The 19,773-nt window shown below is 39.4% G+C and carries 11 protein-coding genes; all 11 read right to left on the bottom strand.

Going from position 1 to position 19,773, the window contains the following annotated elements; translation table 11 throughout:
• Window positions 1–131 precede the first annotated feature (131 nt).
• From BLW31_RS08735 to BLW31_RS08785, 11 genes are read right to left on the bottom strand one after another with little or no spacing between them, the layout of a single operon-like run.
• Entirely contained in the window at window positions 132–1,904 is a 1,773-nt protein-coding gene (locus tag BLW31_RS08735; RefSeq protein ID WP_010537549.1) for an alkaline phosphatase family protein, read from the bottom strand.
• An 11-nt stretch (window positions 1,905–1,915) separates the two neighbouring features.
• Window positions 1,916–4,036, bottom strand: a complete 2,121-nt coding sequence (locus BLW31_RS08740) for a M60 family peptidase N-terminal accessory domain-containing protein (RefSeq protein ID WP_010537548.1) — start codon at window positions 4,034–4,036, stop codon at window positions 1,916–1,918.
• A 13-nt stretch (window positions 4,037–4,049) separates the two neighbouring features.
• Window positions 4,050–5,879: a LamG-like jellyroll fold domain-containing protein gene (locus BLW31_RS08745; RefSeq protein ID WP_229035620.1), complete on the bottom strand. Its 1,830-nt coding sequence runs from the start codon at window positions 5,877–5,879 to the stop codon at window positions 4,050–4,052.
• Window positions 5,880–5,895: 16 nt separating this feature from the next.
• Window positions 5,896–7,581, bottom strand: coding sequence for a DUF5124 domain-containing protein (locus tag BLW31_RS08750; protein ID WP_010537546.1), 1,686 nt, complete (start codon window positions 7,579–7,581; stop codon window positions 5,896–5,898).
• Between the two features lie 20 nt (window positions 7,582–7,601).
• Complete coding sequence (locus BLW31_RS08755) at window positions 7,602–8,324, bottom strand: fasciclin domain-containing protein (protein WP_010537545.1); 723 nt, start codon at window positions 8,322–8,324, stop codon at window positions 7,602–7,604.
• Window positions 8,325–8,350: 26 nt separating this feature from the next.
• Window positions 8,351–9,862 carry a RagB/SusD family nutrient uptake outer membrane protein gene (locus BLW31_RS08760; protein ID WP_029425482.1) on the bottom strand — a complete coding sequence of 504 codons (1,512 nt, stop codon included), beginning with the start codon at window positions 9,860–9,862 and terminating at the stop codon, window positions 8,351–8,353.
• 24 nt (window positions 9,863–9,886) lie between these two features.
• On the bottom strand, window positions 9,887–13,057 hold the full coding sequence (locus tag BLW31_RS08765) for a SusC/RagA family TonB-linked outer membrane protein (protein ID WP_010537543.1): 3,171 nt from the start codon (window positions 13,055–13,057) through the stop codon (window positions 9,887–9,889).
• Between the two features lie 23 nt (window positions 13,058–13,080).
• On the bottom strand, window positions 13,081–14,115 hold the full coding sequence (locus BLW31_RS08770; RefSeq protein ID WP_029425481.1) for a DUF5007 domain-containing protein: 1,035 nt from the start codon (window positions 14,113–14,115) through the stop codon (window positions 13,081–13,083).
• Window positions 14,099–14,893, bottom strand: a complete 795-nt coding sequence (locus BLW31_RS08775; protein ID WP_029425480.1) for a hypothetical protein — start codon at window positions 14,891–14,893, stop codon at window positions 14,099–14,101. Before BLW31_RS08775 ends, BLW31_RS08770 begins: the two co-directional genes overlap by 17 nt.
• A gap of 13 nt (window positions 14,894–14,906) precedes the next feature.
• A complete protein-coding gene (locus BLW31_RS08780) occupies window positions 14,907–16,445 on the bottom strand; it encodes a RagB/SusD family nutrient uptake outer membrane protein (protein WP_029425479.1) in 1,539 nt (512 codons plus the stop codon).
• Between the two features lie 33 nt (window positions 16,446–16,478).
• Window positions 16,479–19,409, bottom strand: coding sequence for a SusC/RagA family TonB-linked outer membrane protein (locus BLW31_RS08785; protein ID WP_022301466.1), 2,931 nt, complete (start codon window positions 19,407–19,409; stop codon window positions 16,479–16,481).
• Window positions 19,410–19,773 lie beyond the last annotated feature (364 nt).

The following is a 19,773-nucleotide window of genomic DNA, read 5'->3' on the forward strand; positions in this document are numbered from 1 at the left end:
ACAAGTAACTAAATATCTGTGGATTAAAGTCTTATCCAAGGAGAAGGAGTACCGACACAAATATTTGATATTTAATCGGTCCTCCTCCATTCATTCCACCATCGGACAAGAGTTTTCTTATTTTCGTCAGATTATTCCGTATCCACCTCTTCGCGCCATTCTTCTGAAAGCGCGTAGTTATTGATAAACACGTATCCATCTAATGTGGATGGCGCCGAGATGCCTAACCAATAGAGAATTTGCGGTACTATCAGCGTATTCTCAACACAGATTCTTTCAGCATTGACATTGGTAGGCAAGGTATTTGCAAACATGGCAGAGGCTTTCTGTTCGATATCCGGAGAACTGCTGGTTTTATCTTTAATATAATACATATTCAGTCCACCCTGTATCTGATTTTTAATTACTAATGTATCCTCCTCTAATTTCTCAAGTTGCTCTGTTGGCTTAAATTTCCAATAGCCGAGCATATCACCTGAAGGTTCAATATCAATTTCTCCCGATAGTTGCAAAAATTCTCTTTCAGCAAGATCCTTTTTCCATAGACGTACTTCCGATATATAATAGGAAGTTGGTACAGAATAACCACCTATCGCAAAAAGACTTGAATCCGGAGCCAATCCCTGGGTATCCGTGGCTCCCGATCCCTGTAACTTACCATCTAAAGTGATGAGCCACTTTCTCCTTCCGGAGGCAGCAGAACTTATGCTAACACCATAGTGATGCCATTTAGAATCATTGTATCCGGTAATAGCTTGCTCAAGAGCAGGACCTTCCTTAGGATTTGTTCTCATGGATACAGTTCCTCTCTGCCTATATAGTCCCCAGCCGGCTTTTCCAAGTATGCGATCCCAATTGTTACCATTATATGTGCCGTCCTGCCTAGGAACCATACGCATTATGATCTCCATTGAAAATGCATCCATACCTAAAGAATAATATTTACCTATACTATCAAAAACGACAGCCTTGTATTCATTCTGAGAATCAAAATATGCGCCGTATAGTCTATTACCATTCAAATGTTTTTCCGTATAATGATTGTAGTAAAACAGACCAAACGTATTACGCTCCACTTCCGAAGCGCCACCATAACGACCGTCAGCCGATCCACCGTGATTGGAAGTTACAACAATAAGCCAGTCTTCGTAAAATGCATTCTCACGGGCATCAATCGCCGACAAAAATTCACCAATGTATCCGTCTATAGTTTTAAGTGCACTGACATAAGAGGCGTTGTCCGCTTTGAATCCCCCACTCTTCCCGGCCTCCAACATTCCTGAGAAATCGGCCAAAATGAATGTGTAATCTTCATTCACAATATGATTAAGAACCACATCCCGGGTTTGAACGTCATTTTCTGAAGTAATGGTAGTCTTAGCATTATTAAGCATATTTTTGTTCAGTTTCGCCCAAGGTGTCACACATAATGAAAGCATATTCACGTCATTATTCGAAATATAACTAATTACATTTTGATAATGAATGACCTTTTCATTCGGATTGTTCGGATTGTACTCCACATTAGCAGTATAAGAATCATCTGTTATACTGTGTTTTTCGGGTATGACCCCAGTGAGCATGGTTGCCCACGTTACAGGGTCTTCGTTCCTTTCGACAGACAGAGTACGATTGTCACTCACTCCCGCCCACGAATATTTACTATTTTTCAGCATCTTAGCGATGGCACCGTCGGCAGGAAGGGAGTTCTTCACCACTTCACCAACCGCACCATCTATATTTATCCACAATACTTTACGATGGATTTTGGTAGATATGCCGGTATCTATAGTTCCATCGTCTGCTATTTCAGCAGGTGTATCGTATTCCGTGCAAGCGTAGTTAAATGCCAGGACACAAACAACAAGCAAGCTGTATGTGAAAATATGTGATAGTTTATTCATCTGATATAAATTTACGGTTTATAATAAAATGTCCCAAACTCGGTAAACGAATGCTGTCTGAACTTGAAGCGAGACATGTCCGTTTCATTCCAGTTATCATTGCGATTAGGATCAGGAAGTTTAATACGCAGGTACCTCACTTGTTCTTTCGATGGAAAATCATAGAAACCTTCATTTTTAGTATATGGCAGTTCGGGATATGCAATGGAGTCTACCTGCATAATCTCCCTCCAAGCTATGTTATCATCAAGTGGGTTCTCAATTATTTCTCCCTGATTTACCGGAGTCTCAATAATCAGCTTAGTTGCTGCCAAGTCAGAATTGTTGCCTGTCAGAAATACACCATTCACATCTGTCGTCTCTTTCATATCAATAAACAAATAATACGGAAGTGGCGGAGTACTTGTATCATTGTTGTAATATGAAGTCCATCCTGTTGATTTGTCGCTGTCCAGCAATCGGTCCGGCGACTGCCCGGAATTAAAGTTATCGCTTCCGTTTGCATCCAGTGCATAAATCTCCCAGTCAGTCCGATTATGACGGTAGTGATATCCGTTACTTGGGAAATCAACCACACCACTTGATGGATTTTCTGCCAGAGGCGAGTATTTCCATATTGCTTTATCCATCAGCGGATATTTCGATGCATAACCACGGGCTTCGTCTGTCAGCGAATAGCCCCAATGCTCAAAGAATGGTGAAAAATCTTCCTTAAAATAGTCACATAAAGCCTTAAAGAAATAGGTAGAAGTAGAATGATCTACGGAAATTTTATCTTTAATCATACGGTTCAACTCTATATAAAAGGCCCAATCATCATTTTTGTAGTTAGCTAATTGGACAAGGCTTGCCAATGCGTATGTCGGCCGTACTTCCGACTTTATATCAGATACAAACCAGCGACTACTATCGGTATCTGCATATGCCAATGCTTTAGGGAATTGCTCCGCAATGCTGCTGCCTTCTTCCGGGAAAATCGGCCCCATCAGATACCCATCCTCTCTTAACCCTTTCTCAGCCATGCGATATAGGGGAATTGCTTTTACTGCATCAGATACTTCGCTCCACCATGGTGATTTTATATCTCTGAAAGAGTAATTTCTATATAACGCATTAAAAATAGCAATAGAATTACCGGATTTCAACGTTTGATAGCTAGCCAGCTCATTCAACAGATAATTTGTATTCAATGCCACTACACCATAATCGGCATTACGAATATACAGATTGTCCAACAACTCCACATCCAGCACCACACGCTCAGGAAAATCGGGAGCACGCATTGAAAAATCCTGTGCCCCAACCTGCAAACTGTAATAGTTATAATAATAGGTCTCGACAGCATTGTCCCATGCTTCCAGTGTGTTCGGCATCTTTTCAGCTATAGAAGGATCATCATTTATCATATCCAATAATCGTTCACGCTGAACGGAAAAAGCGACATGCCGGCCACGCAACTCGAGCCACGGTACAGTCGTTGTACGCAACTGCTCAACCCACGCTGTTACATCAGTAGAACCGACAATAAAATCAGGCGAACGATAAGCCCCGTTAATCTCCATTACAAAATCCGCACTGCCATTCACATCCTTGCTTTTTTCGATCCATATCATACCTCCCAAAGGATTACGAATCGTGTTTTTTCCCGGGAACAGTTGCTTCGAAGTAGTAACTACCGGCAAACGCAAGTAGGGAGAAATATCCGTCAAATCGTCTAAATGAGAACCGATGATAACCGTCAACCCCATAGTGTTGTCATTAATGGTTATGGTAATCAGTTCACCTGCTCCGGCATAAAGCCCGGTACTGTATATCGGACGAGGAACTTGTTGCACGTCAAGATCGTATGCAGGAATGTATCTCTTGCTTAAATCAAGCGCAAGCAGTGTATTGACAGTATTATCGACTAAAGTATCTACCAAACCCGGAAAAACACGGGCACTTTCATACATACTGACATCAATTCCTTCACCTGTTACTATGGTTACATTGGTAGAATCAGCGGTATCATCTTCTGTCCCGCTTTCGATATCATATTGATAAGCAATGTTGCAGCTTCCCATAAAAAACATACAGGAAATGAATGACAGCAAAACTGCATAATCGGCTTTTAGTTTATTAAAGCATTTCATATTGCATTCTAATTTAATTATTTAAAGAAACGTAATCTAATGCCCAGCCTTCACCATCGAAATTCCAGGAAGAATCAACCGGCTCTCCAAACCATTGAAAAATCTGATAGGATAAATCGACTGTATTAAGAACCGTTTTATAGTAGGAATCGTCTATAAGTGGGCATACCTTATCCGTTACAATACTCTCCTGCCTGCGCGTTACATAATCATCGGTAGGCGTAAACGTACCAACCGGTTTATTGAAGTATAATCTTTTATCTTTTGATGTATATTTCGAATAATCTTCCAAATAAGATAATCCGATATCATCTTCGCGATCGTTGGGGTAATAACCCACCAGATTATTCCAATACGGATATAATTCACCCAAAAGGTCCAGTTTTGTAGTACAATGATACTCCGCAATAATATCAGCAGGTAGAGCAACATTGTAAAACTGGAGATCGTTTATATATAGATTTGCCTGACTAGGTCTGTCCGGAGAAAACGTATGTCCGATGGCAAGAGGCGCATCTGTCCACATATCTTTACTGCCGTCTATCTTACATCCCATCTGATACTTACCGTCAAGATAAAATAAGATGGAGTCACCTTTCTGGGTATCATCAACCTCTTTTATAACTAGCGTATAAGAATGCCATGATCCGTCACGTCTCGTAGATGGTAAGCGGAAAACCGAAGAACCCTCTTTAAAATTTGCTGCAAATTCGACTTGAGTATTATTAGAAAACATTAGCTGCCAGCCTGTACCTGCTTTTTGATATCTTTTCGATATTATATTTCTATTACCCCAGGGGTCACCGTGCTTATCAAACATTTTAAACTGAATGGTATATCCACTTTTATCCACCTCTTCATCTGGATTGGAACTCCATCGTTTACCCATATTAAAAAACTCGGTATTTCCAGTCATAACGGCATTTGTTGTCGCTTTTTGTCCGGGACCGACGAAATAAGGACTATAGAATTTGTATTGTAGTTCATCCGAGCCCGGCCTTTGCAACAATTTGGATGCAAACCGACTGTTATAGAGCATCATGAAAGAATTGAGACGCGGATCATCATACAATGATGCCGGAGTTACATTACCTTCATAAACACCACCATAGGAAGATGTAATAACTACAAGCCAGTTTTCCTGAACGTAACGCGGACGCGCTTCAAGTGCTTTCATTATTTTACCGATGAAAGCATCTACATCATAGATTGCATCAATAACCTCATTAGTAGGGGTTGTCTCATTGCTCCAGAATCCATATTGCTCACCAATCTGTTGAACACCGCCGAACTGTGCAACTACGATATCCGAGATTGTTTCACCATTGATTTCAGTAATAAGAGCATCAGCGGTTTCACTGTCGGCCGAAGTCTTTCTTTTAGTATCGGCAACACTCCCGAAAGCTCCGAAAAACTCCGTATCAGAAGAATAAAAGCTGACTTTCAGATTTTCATCCGCCTCTTTCAATCGTTGAAGAAAAGAAGGCGTTTCGAGTTCGTCAATTCCTTGATTGACATCAAGCCCGTTTTTTGTTGTTCCGGTCAGCAAATTTGCCCATCCACGTTCTTTACTTACCCCTTCTTCATTGTCGGCAAGTCCGTAAAAAGTAAACAAAGATCTATCCGTCATGGAGCGGATAACTGAAGCCTTTCGTGTATTGTACGCCTCATTAACGGCTATTCCGGATGCACCGTCGATAACCACCATCAATACGTGTCCCGTAGTATATTCAGTACCCGACTCCGGATAATCATCAGTCAAAAGCCGTTCCATCTCCTCATTGCACGAGAATGCAAATACAGCAAACAGGCAAAGCATTATATTTTTTATCAACTTTTCCATTGTATTTCATAATAAGTTATTCATAATCAACTTCTATCATCATCGCATTGCGAACCATATTACCATCAAAACGGCTGAAATCACCAAGCAGCAGCAATCCGTTTGAATTGGTCGAAGTACGAGTTTCAATTACTTTGTAGAGTTCACCCTGGAAGATGCCCGGTACATTAAATTGTTGCAGCGCCTTTCCATCACGACCCAATATAAGGAAACCACGGCGAGTCACACCATCGTATTTCGTAAACGCACCTGAAACAACAATATTATCATTATCAAGCAGACAGGCAAAATTGGCCAATCCTCCTTCCATTTTTCCGATTTTGAAAATTTCATCACGTGTGCCATCATCATTCAACATAACTACACTCTGTGCAGGAATACCGTTGAACTCAGAAAACTCCCCAGTTATAAGGATTTTCTTTTTGTTTTTATTGTACCGGATTTTAGTAATACTTCCATTTGCGCCCGTACCGATGTTTCTCATAAAAGTTTCATCAAGGGTACCTTCGGCATTCAACTTCACGATGTTCTTCACAGGCTGTCCATCGAAACTGCTGAATGTCCCTACTATGACAATACCGTCATTCTCGACCATACAAGCATCCAAAATCTGTCCGACAACTCCTTCTGCATCCCTGCGATAGTTATCATCAAGTTCTCCAGTCCTTGACATACGCAACACACTTGCAACCTTCGAATAATCCAAAACCATACTTTCAGCATAGGATTTTTCGGTATTAATACGACAGTAGTTAGTAATATTTCCTACTGCTACTACCTTCTCATTGGAAGTTATAAATGTACGTACAGGCGCTTCAAGGGTTCCCCCGTTGAAGACCGGTATCTTACAATTTATGCTTGTATTATTCTTTTTCGAAGGCAGCGCCACAGTTTTATAATACGAGGCTACTTCATTAGTAGCTATCGTGATGTTATTGACCGGCAACTTATCCCAGCCGTATTCTGAAAATTTACCCGACAGAAGAACCCTGTGGTCACTAGGAAAATAAGTAAATGAATTAAGGTAACATTCAATATCTGTCACTCCCGGATTGGCCAGATCAATGCCGGCTCCCTGACCAGGATCAAGTTTGAAGTCAGTTACCCATTTTCCCGATACAGAGCCGTCTGTCAAAACCATAGATATACAAGAAAAACTCTGCGAACGATTTTCATTGTAGTAGGCCTGCATATAGTCACCAACAGGATAATATACCCGTGCTTTTGAATAGTGCTCCGCACAATCGTAAATAGGCCCCGAAGTGCCTTTAAAGCCATATGAGTGATCTATTTTAATATTTCCTAATACAGTGAGACGAGGTCCATAGAAAACCTGTTCTTTCAATACAATATAAGCCGTACCCGAACTAAGATTTCCAGGTACTTTCACGGTGATTGTCGTGTCGGTAGCAGTTACAATTTTGGTTTCTTCATCAGAAATATAGAACTTGAAATCGTAACGTCCTGATTGCGGATCACACCAGTTCAACATCCCTTTTGCTTTGAATACAACCGTATCATTGGGATAAGCACTTTCCGGAGAAGGAGATTCAGCCAGCAAACCGATTCCGAGCGGAGCTTTTCCTCCACTGTACGGATCATCTTTAATATTGCTGTTCAGATCACTGTTACAGGATGTTGCCAATAACGAAGTGAATACGGAGCAAACAATCATTAACGAATAAATGGTAATATGTTTCATTGTACTATCTTTATTTATAGTTAATTATCCGGTTCTGTTTCTATTGTTGCATTTATAGCTTTGGTAGCGAAAAGATATGGTTCAAAACCAAATGCATGATCGGTTAACCTGAGTACATGTACCACTCCGTTGGTCGGTTGTATATCAGATGTTGCTACATAAGCGTTTTTCATATCTCCTATAGTGAAATCATAGACATAAGAGTATATGATTTGTCTTGCACCGGCATATTTCACATTGTTTGCATCATAATAAACAACGCCCATATTCATAGGCTGCTGACCATAAGATAGAAATGCCTGTCCCGGATAAGCTGCTATGGCAGTCGTATCAATTTGAGGAATATCTTTCAGCAAATATTTATCTTTTACGATGTACATAGACAGCATTTCACGCCAGACTTCCGGTTTTATCTGATTAAAACTCTTAATGCTGTCATGGCCCATACGATACCAAACACGGTTCAGATAATTAAAACTACCACGGATTGACCAATCAGTAGGTGCAAAAAAGGTAATTTCTTCGTTTTCAAAAACATCTTCCATACCGGACAGCCGGATGACTTCCACCAAATCTTTAAAATAATCAGGTCTTGATTCCAAATATTGCATCATATTCCCATTATAATAAGGGTTCGCTTTTCCACCATCAATTAAATAACTATCATCGGCACAATTGTACATGAGTACTGCCAACAGGCAGCATCCGACAATTTTCTTCCATAATTTGATATTATTTTTCATATCTATACATTTTAAGTTTATCAGAGTTACTCCCAAAATAAATTCAATCCAATCAGTGTATTGTTCTTCAACGCATTACGATGAATAGGCCATGTCCATGCCCCCACATTGAAATTAGTACGCGTCATCGGATTCATGCAATAGTTTCTGTTATACACCTTTCCTGTACGAACCAAATCATAATAGTAATGTCCTTCACCGATAAGCTCTCTGCAGCGTTCCCAGAAAATAGCATCCATCAGTTCACTACCCGAGGTATTAATTTCGGAAGCATGTGCCCTATTGCGGACCCGGTTGAGTAATTCGCAGGCTTTTGTATCGTTAGTCCCCAAAGCGGCAAGAGCTTCAGCATACAACAAAAGTGCACCTGCATAACGGAATACTATTTGATTGCCGGAGTTGGACGTAATTGTTCCGTTTCCATAAGTATCAATATTCCAAAACTTCTTGATTTCCTTAGGAGCAGAACTTGAAACCGAAGTAGAATATATCTTTTCGTCAAACCATAGTTCCTTCCTCGCATCGTCTTCATACATAGGGAACAGCGTCATAAGATAATCTCCTGAATAACAGAATAGCGGCATTGACTTATTCAAACAAGAATAGGAAACATTATCAGAAAACTTTGCATTCATCATAAATATCTCATTGAAATTTATATTTTGTGCAATCTCAAACAAACCTTCGTCTGACCCTCCAGCAAAGATGACGGAACTTCTATTTATATCAAGCAGTGAATAAGCTCCATTGTTACGTTCCAGTTCCTCGCCTAACGAAACAACATTCCTATAATATTGCTCTTTATTTTGTGCATCAAACTGTACAAGCCACAAGTTTATATGCATCATTAGCGCAATAACAGAACCTCTGGAGGCTCTAATCCCTTTGCTCGAATAAGATGAATATGACCATGGTAGTACTTCCGCTCCCGGATCATCGTCAAGCAAAGGTTGTAAGTCGGCAAGGCAATTTTGCAAAACTATAACCATATTGGTTCTTGGCAAGGGAGCTTCATTATAGGCATTTGTATAATAAGGCACATCTCCAAAGGCCCTTACGATGAAAAAATAAGACAAGCTACGCATGAAAATAGCTTCTGCCTTAAAACGACTCCGTTTCAATTCATCCATGCCGGGCACTTTGTCTATTTCAGCAAGCAGAATATTGGCATCCTGTATGGCAGTATAAAACACATCCCATTGCATAATTAAACCGCCATTAGCATCATCGGGATACGTATTACGCAATTCACCCATATCGTTGTTAGCTAAATAAGCTACATATTTATCCCAAGTGCTGTAGGCTGTTATTGGAGCGCACCGCATATCTCCGCTATACGTGAGGAAAGGACGTTGTGACATTGTTGCATTCCGAAACGAATTGTATATGCTCAACAAAAATGCTTCCGCATTCGTCTCATTTCCCTGCGCCCAAAAATCATCACCCGATAGTTTGTCTTCACTCTTATTTGCAAGCGAATCACAACCGGCAAACAGGCAAGATACTATCAAAGTCATTATTAAAACTATATTTTTCATATTCTTCTATATTTAATCGTTCATCTAAAAATCCATTGAGACACCAAATGTCACAGTACGACCGTTGGGATAACCACCGGATGTGTCATATCCCAAATTGTTTACATTTTCGGGATTGATGCCTGAATATTTGGAGAAAGTATAAATATTGTTCATACTAAAATTAAGCTGACATCGGCTGATCCTAAAAAAATCCAGCATTTTCTTTGGAATAGTATAAGCCACAGATATACCGTTAATTTTAAAATAAGAGCCATCTTCCATAAACAGTGTCTGGTCGTACCTGAAAGGCTGAATAATACTTGAACGGGTATAATCAAACGGATTAGGATATTGGGCATAGATATTATCTTCTGTCCAGAAATTATAGGCTTCAATAGGTGTTAAAGCTCCCCTACCCGTAAGGTCCACCTTACCTGCTACAGGTGTTCCATAAGCCCTAAAACGGTCTGCCAAAGCCTTGTTGATAATATCACGTCTCAACGTAAACGAGCAGTTAGTGTTGATAGAAAACGCTTTATAGCGAAGATTGATACTGATACCACCGGTCATCCTCGGCTGTGAATTACCTACAATCACCTTGTCTTTTTCATCGATGATATAATCACCATTTACATCCACCCAAATAGGGTCTCCCGCCTTAAAGTATGCTTGAGTAGAAGTATTCCCTCCCATCCGCAAGCGTTCTCCGGTCAGCGGATTAACAGGGACGTCTTCGTCAGTCGCATATACACCTTTATACACATAAAGATAATTACCCATCGCGTTAGAACCTAATTTATTCACCACTTCCGCATCACTGTTAATAATCTGCCGCACCTCGTTAGGCAGCTTTGCGATCACGTCTTTATTAATTGCCAGTGAAGTTGCCACATTCAAATCCCAATTGCTTTGCCTTGATAACGGACGGACGTTCAACGAAAACTCCAATCCATAGTTAACCAGACTCGTTTTCGTACTTCTTACGGAATTAAAAGCATTGTGGTTAGCCAACTCTATCGAACTTAGCTGATTGTCTATTTGTTTATAATACGCCTCGGCAACGAACATAATTTTATTATTAAGGAATGATAAGTCTGTTCCAAAATTCCATGATGTTGACGTTATCGGCTTCAAATCCGGATTCGGCATAGCGTTTTTATCAATTGGAATAATAGAAACTCCGTTGTAAGTATCTTTACTCAGATTGTAACTTCCCCATATATCATAAATACTAGCTTTATAAGTAGTACTACGTCCCCAAGTTACACGAAGAGCTCCGGCATCCAGAAACTTCCATTTTTTAGCAAAAGATTCACGGCTGAAGTTCCAGCGAAATCCCAATGAAGGATTTATTGCCCATTTCGCCTGCGACCCATAAGATGAATTTATTTCAGGACGAATATTGGGAGTGAATACGTACTTCCCACCAGGTAGCGAGAGTCGAGGATCTATAATAAGTGCAAACGTATTCTTTTTATCTGAAAGATTCGACCTTCCCCCAGCCATGGACGGCATACCGGATGACCATATATGGTCACTTGCCAATCCATTCAGCGTAATAAAGTTACCGCTATATTTTTCGGATGAAAGTTCAAAACCTCCCTGTAAATCAAAATTCACAATTCCCAAATTTACTGCTCTTGACAACAATGAACGAACATACATATTATAACTATATTCACTACCGTTATTCCAAACAGCCCTATTGGCATTCAAAATACCCGGTGTAAATTTCTCATTCTCGACAGTTCCGTATTTATATCCTAAAGTACTTCTCCATCTTATATCAAATGGCAACAGATACATGATATTCATACTTGCGTCATATACTACATTCTGATTATCTGCCTGGACGGAAAAAACAGACAATGCAGAATTGGAAGCTGTATACATAGACGGTGGAGGCAACAAGGAAGAAGCTGCCGAACCTGCGGCTACACCGGATTGTGAGAAGGCATTTCCGCTACCATTACTATTTCGGGTTAATGTAGTGGCAAGGTTTAGATCCAAATGAAATCTATCATTAGGCTTATATCCTACTGCTGCCCTGATACCGTATCGGTTAAAGTCCGTGTTTTTCACAATTCCTTTTTCCGTATAATAGTTTGCATTGATCTTATAGTCAAATTTCTCATTGGGTTTACCAGAGAAACTAAGATTATGAGTTTGATTGTAAGTCGTCTGATAAAAGACACCTTGCCAATCCGTATTATTATTGTAATAAGGATTCAAGCTGTCTGACAGTGCCTGCAATTTATGGATTTCATTATATCCGTGATAGGCGGATGTATCATTTCCCAAAATTTGCATAATTCTGAGCGCTCTCTCCGCCCCGCCTGCAAGTACATCTCTCAACCTCGGTGGTGTTTTCACTACAAAGTTAGCCGAATAAGAAACTTTCGGTTTGGCTGTTTCTCCTCTTTTAGTCTCTATAAGAATTACTCCGTAAGCACCTTTTGAACCATACAGGGAAGTTGCAGCTGCATCTTTCAATACTTGGATATTCGCAATATCTTCAAGTGGAATCATAGCCAACGGACTAACTGTTGCACCTGACAGCAAACCAGCTGCATCATAGCCCGTTACGTCTTCCTGCGGTATACCGTCAACAACAAACAAAGGAGGAGTCAGCCCCATCATAAACTCACCATCACCGGAAGATTGAACGGAAATATCCGAAACACCTCGAATTGAAAAACTTGGAAGACCTCCGGGAGTACCATTATTCATCTGAATATTTAATCCGGGAACACGTCCTTGTAGCAACTCCATCGGATTGGCAACAGGAGTATTGACCAAGTCTTCTGCTTTAATTACCGTAACCGATGCTGTTACCGCAGCTTTGCTAACTCTTTTAAATCCGACTACAACTGTTTCATCAAGCATATTCTCTGTCGGACTCAGATATATTTGCATGCGTTCTGAAGGTTTAGTAACTTTGACCGAAAGACTGTCGAACGCCAGGAAAGAGAATACAAGTCGGTAACCACTCTTAACTTTTGTAGAGAATCGTCCGTTATCGTCAGTTGTGGTTGAAAGCTGAGGCACAGTTTTCCCACTTTCATTTTTAACAATAACAGAAGCATAAGGCAATGTAGAATTATTGCTTTTATCTTTGACTACACCACTGACAGGAATATCCTGAGCCCGAACACCAACCGAGGTGACGGCAATCGCCATAGCCAACAAGCCATATTTAAATATATTTCTCATATTAGAATCATGGTATTAATTAGTTATTTTCCATCTTCAAACAAGGGGGCTCCTGCTGTAAATACAACTATTATCTCCCAATGAGCTTCCCTGTATATCGCAAATTCAAATGACATAGTGGATGTCATACGATAACCACTTGCTGTAATACGGTCGTATAAAAAATTGACATTTATTCTATTACCATCTTTATTGGTATATTTTGACTTCATTTCAACCAATGGCATCGGATAAACTACATCGTACTTTACATATTCATCTGTTTTCTCCATATTGAAACCATGAATCAGATTAGCCCAGTCTGTCTGATTAAAAGATGAAGGAGAGATCGGTGTATAATCCGGCCCATAAAAACGAAAAGTCAAACTTTTTACATCATCGTCATTATCCTGATTCTCACGAAAATAAATATGTACATCTTCAGGAAACATATAGTCTCCACTTTCTGTTTGAAAAAGGGTTAACGAATTTGGTGTAACATAGTCCTGTCCCTGCACCAATCCTGTTTCCGGATCGTATATACTCGGTTCGTAATCACTTTCTCTGACAGGTATAAGCTGCATGTCAGTAAAAGTTTTATATCCTCCCGAGTTTTTCACCAGCACATCAAAAATATAACCGTCACTTGGAGCACACTGCACAAAAGAAGATTCGGCATTAGACCACATCATAAATTCTCCGGAATGCTTTTTAACCTGAAAAAGAGTACGATATTCTATTTCTCTTTTAGCTTCTATTTCTTCTATAGACTTTTCGGTACCCATATATGGAGTTTTCCAAACTTTTACCGGAAAATATTCCGTCAATTCAGGTGCAGGGCTTCCATCGGCCCTCACGATTCGTGATATCTCGAAAGTAAGAGGAAGCGTTGAATTACCCGATGAAAAGTTGTCGGACATCAAAGTGTTTTTTCCTAGCTGAGGACGATATAGTTTTGTAGTAAAATTGACGTCTCTGTCGAAAGCATCCAAACTATCCGGCAAATATTTATCGACACACGACATGCTTAATAATACGCAGGAAAACAACAGCGCAATATTTTTACTTCTTATATTCATTGCCATAATTATTAAATACGTAAATAAATTCATCAAAACCGAAACTGTGTTGTGGAGAAAGGATGTGAATGATACCATTATTTGTATAAACATCATTCCATACTGTAGAAACTCTGTTCCAGTTATCTTTTACCTGAGAGTTTTTCATATCACTGAAAATAAGCTGTTTGACTCCTCCACCCACAAATCCGGATGCCGGTTTGCGAAAACATTCTATATTCATTTGATAATTGTACTTCAAAGAATTTAAGGAGGCATTTCCTTCATTGGCAAGAATATTATCGGTATCGTAACTACCTTTAATAATGTACTTGCATAACATTCGCTCAAGGTCAGCTCTATAATCGTAATGATATTCGTTAATGATCGTATCATTTAAAGTCGGTGTTATAACATTCACGACCGTATCTTTAACAACAAACGGTTCAATTAATAAATCACTCAAATAAATCGCTTCACCCAACTCCTTTTGTTTACGGTACTCGTTAAGTTGCGCCAACGAGGAACGGATACATGCATCCGGTATGGCAAAAACTGTATATTGCACATCCGTCTGTTTCATCTGTTGTATGAAACCGGGAATATTGTTGACAAGAACCATCATAGAATCAAATTTCAAATTCAGCCTTTCATTCCCTGTGGACAAATAATCCAAAACAGTTCCATTAAATACTTCGGTTTCATTTTCCTCAGGATATGAAGCCACTTCGTAATCTGTACAAGACAGCATCCAAAGGGAAGCCGAAGTCAGACATAAAATAAATAGTATCTTATTCATTGTCGTTTTCTTTTTATTTCCAAAACTCATTTTGTTCAATCTGTGAATTAGCAGTAATGATATCTTCCGATACCGGCCAGTAGATTCCACCGCTGTTGATCAGTTGCAAGAATGTCTCATTATCTTTCATCAGCTTTTGCCGACGGACAAGATCATACCACCTCCAGCCTTCTCCCATAAGCTCTCTGCGACGCTCTTCAAATATCTCGGCAATTAAGTTTTCGCGATTATTCCCAAAATCCTTTTTAAAAGATACTTCTCTCAATCCACGATTTGTTCGGATCATATTCAGGTAGGATACAGCTTCTGTGCTTCTGTTTAGTGCGCATAATGCTTCAGCCCGTAGCAAGGTGATATCTTCAAGACGAGTGAAAACAATTGACGAGCCAAAGACTCCAAAATCATTGTCTTTTGCCGATCCATCCTGAATAATCTTTATTTTACTGAACACCGGAATTTCTTCATTCAAATTCTGAACATAATAGGATGAATATTTGATGGTGTCCATGATTCCAAACCGCAAGTCATCGAAATTGGCAAAAATCGAAAATAAGCTGTCCTTTGAAATGTATATTTCAGGATACGATTTTTGTACCAACGGATAAGCTAAAGTCAGCTGTTCAAGATGTCCGCTTTGAGTTGCTTCATTATCATTGTGAGCAAAATTAAATCCCAAAATTCTTGAACCTTTTACACTTGTATTCGAGTAAAACAGCCCTGTTTCTGAAGTCAAATCGGCAATGGAAGTATATTTTGCATTGATCTCAGATGCATGATCTATTATAAATGCAGAATATGTCTCTGCTTCTGCATAATTTCCCTGCCAAGCACAAATGTGAGCTAATACGGAGTATGCAGATAACTTATTGAACAATTTTCCCTGCCATTGAGCCCCATATGAACCATAATATAAATTCGTTTGAGTACCATATTGATAGGGTAAATCCTTTATAGCTGTCAACAGTTCTGCCTTAGCATAACTCAGCACCGTTTGAGCGTCTGTACGGGGCATAGACGGAAAAGTTCCGTTATCATAAGAATAGGTGACTAACGGCACATCTCCCCAAATTCTTACCATATAAAAATAAGCAAATGCCCTCAAAGCGCGTACTTGAGCAATGTCATATTTCAAGTTTTGTTCAGAATACGACCGGTCAAGTTCGACAGTTCGTGGAGCTTTTTCCATAAAAACAGATGCCGCATTGATAACAGCATAAAATCTTCTCCAGTTAGATACTTTCTTCAACAAGTCGTATGGCTTGTTCAATTCATTATCAGACACAGCTTGTAAGTCACTACGCTTATAAACCGTAAAATCCCCCTTCCGCAAATCACCACATATCCAATGAGTATTGTTATCGGCTAAGGCTGCGCGTGTCAAGCCATATACTCCCATCAATGCTGATCGAGTATCTTCAAGGGTCTTCCATTGTTGGGTTTCCGAAGCTGCATGTTTGGGATCTACATCCAAAAAATCATTGCAGGACTGCAGAAATAGACAGGCAAGTGCGGAGAAAAGAGCTAATCGCAATTTTTTCATATTGTTTTTCATATTGTTTTTCATTTTTTATCATCTCCGATATTTTTAGAACTTAAATCTCAGTCCCAAAGAAATGGAACGAGGAATGGGAAGCGAATATCCATCATAGGTACCATTGAAGTTTACTAATTCCGGATCACCTGCTGAAAAATTACTGAAAGATAACAGATTAGATCCTGTCAGATAGAAATACAAACTTTTAGGTATATTACTACCAACTTTCTTTATAGGAAGTGTGTAACCAACAGTTATATTTCTCAGTTTCAGGTAAGACAGCTTTTCAAGGAACAAGTCCTGTTCGGCACGGTAAGGATGAACACTGCTTTGCGGATTGTATATAGGATAATCGTCACGCTGATTAGTATTTTGCCAAAAGAAAATCTCTTTAACAGACTGCAAGGACTGAATATTATCCAAAGTCGCAAAATCGTAACGTTGCTGATCGCGCAGATTTAAAGCACTATGTCCCAAAGCAAAGAAAAGATTGAAGCTGAAATCGAATCCTTTATAAGCAAACTGATTAGTCAATCCTCCTGTATAGGGTGGAATGGCATGTCCGGTCAGCACACGGTCATTGTCGTTAATCTGATTGTTTCCGTCAACGTCTGTCCAAACAGGATCTCCTGCTTTAAAAGGAACTCCATTTATGTTCAGTGGTTTCCCATTCATAACAGGAACTTCTGAGTCGTTTGTATAAATGCCTTTATTTTGATACACCCAAAAGGCATCAACTGACTGACCTACTTGTAGTTTATGGTCGCCTATCACAGTTGCCTCCCGGTTTTCGGGAAGTTTCTCTAGTTTGTTCTTATTATAACTTGCATTGAAAGACAAATCCCACTTCAACGGAGTGTTCTTCAGAATGGATGCTGAAAGATTTAATTCCAATCCCTGATTACTGATATCCATTCCACTGGCCAGTTTATACTCATATCCCATTTCTTGAGTGACAGGCAAATATGTTAATAAATTCTTTTCATAATTCTTATACAGAATTATTTCCGCGATAATGCGATTGTCGAAAAAAGAACCTTTCAAAGCAAGCTCCATTTTATCAGAATAGGGAAGCTTTAAATCATAACCTACCCAGCCCGATGCATACGGACGAGTGATTGTTGCAAATCCATTAGCTGAGGAGAGTAACGGTTCTCCACTCCATGTGATACTTGTTGCCAAGTACTGAGGACCTAATTCATACCTGTCGGACTGAACCGATTTGGCAATTCGTGCATAAGACGCACGCAATGATAATCCAGACAATGCTGTACTACCTGCAAAGAATTGATTCTTCAAATTCCATTCAGCAGAGGCAGCGGGTGTAAACATCCATCTGTGATCCGACTGGATAGCAGAATTTCCGTCGTACCTTGCCAATAATCCCACATTAAGCAAATTCTTATACTTATAATCTAAAGCTATTGAAGTCGATACCCACCTATTCTCCAAACGATCAACATAACGATACTGCTTAAAGTTCCCGGTACTTGTTGTCGGCTTCATATCATCATCACCATCATAGGCACGAGTATAATTATAGTGGTACAAATCGCTGATTATAGAGCCATTCCACTGAATATTCAACTTATGAATATCAGCTAAAGGTAACCAATAACTCGCTGAAGTTTCACCTATAATCCGTTGATTGTATCCAGAATAGTTAGAGACAAAGTTGACGGACTCCAACAAAGCCATAGGCCAAAAAGCGCGACGAACATTTGTTGTATAATCAAGTTTGATGCTGGCTGTAGCATTGAATCTTTGCTTAGTATAGCTCAAAGCCAACAAACCATTCAGTAAATTGTTATAATTATCGTCTTTGGTCAAATCATTGGATATTAAAAAGTCATTATACAAATTGCCGGCAGGTGCAAGCGGAGTTGAAAAATCAACCATGTACTCCATCTCAGCAAACCTGTCTCTGAAATTCCGATTCCTGACACGGTCTATCTTAGCAGCATTAATAATTGTACTAACATTCAAACCATCCAAAGGAACCATATTCAAGGCAAAGCCAATATTATATTTCGTATAAGAAGTATTGTCTGCTACTCCCGCATCTTTTGTCGTTGCGAGCGTAAATACATAATTCGCATTTTTTGAACCACCACCGATGGAAGCATTTACATTATATAAGAGTGATGACTGATAATAATCGTCTGCCCAGTCCGGTTTACCAAAATAACGTACATCTCTTGTATCCATAAGATAGTCGGGTTGTTTACCCGGTGTAAGAGAATACGCATCATAGAAACGTTGACGAAATGCCTTTTCGTATGATCCATTTGTCATACGAACCGAAGACGGAGCAAAGGCCATTCCTGCCGAAACACCGATTGAGACATTCTCCCCACCATAATAACCGTCTTTGGTCGTTATCCAGATGGCACCATTGGCAGCTAAAGGGCCTAATTTGGCAAGTTGAAGCGGGTCTTTGATGATTTCAACAGACTCTATAGAAGATATATCCAATCCAGCCAACATATTCGCAGCAGCTCCTATCGGATTAATATCAAATTGTTTGATATCATATATATAGCTATTCTCCTGCATCAAAGGAATCCCATTCAAATAGACCGTTGGCTGAACACCTGATACATCCTTATTGGAAAAAACAGGCGAAGACAAACCACGAACCAGCATACTTTGGATAGTACCAGGCTCTCCATTATTTTCCTGTACATATACACCTGTTACATTTCCTTTCAGTAATTGCTGAACAGATAAAAATTGAGAGCGTTGAAGCTTCTTGATATCAACGGTATCATTCCCTCCAGCAGAGCCTATACTCCTATTAACAGCCCAACGAGATCCTTCGTTAAAAGAAAACTTCTTTTTAATGGAAGTTCCCACAGAATCGATATTCTCGGACATAGTTGATTGGGACGCTATCGTCCCGCTGAATCCTAAAAAGCCTATGACAGTAAGTAAACGACAAACAGGCTTTTGCAAAGAGAAATTAGGTAAATTTATCACCATACGATTAGATTTATGAGTTATTTAGATCATAAGTATTAGTTATGCATTAAATGCGTTACAAAAGTGCGAGTTATCCAGTAGAAAGAAGTTCTCTAATCATTCAAAAACTTCCAAAATTGGACCATAATTACTATTAACCATAATAGGTTTAAAAATCATTCAATATAGGTTCAGAAATCATTCAGAGGGGATAGATTATTGATATATAGAAAAGTACGCATCTTAATGGAAGATGCGTACCTGGCTACTTTAGATTCATTTTTATTTTTGGCACTGTCCACCATTTTGTGTAAATAGAAAACTTCAGGATTCGGGTTTTATACTTGAATCCTGTTTTCAAATATAGTAATAAATTGGTTAAATA

The sequence above is a fragment of the Bacteroides faecis MAJ27 genome (assembly GCF_900106755.1).
Classification (GTDB): Bacteria; Bacteroidota; Bacteroidia; order Bacteroidales; family Bacteroidaceae; genus Bacteroides; species Bacteroides faecis.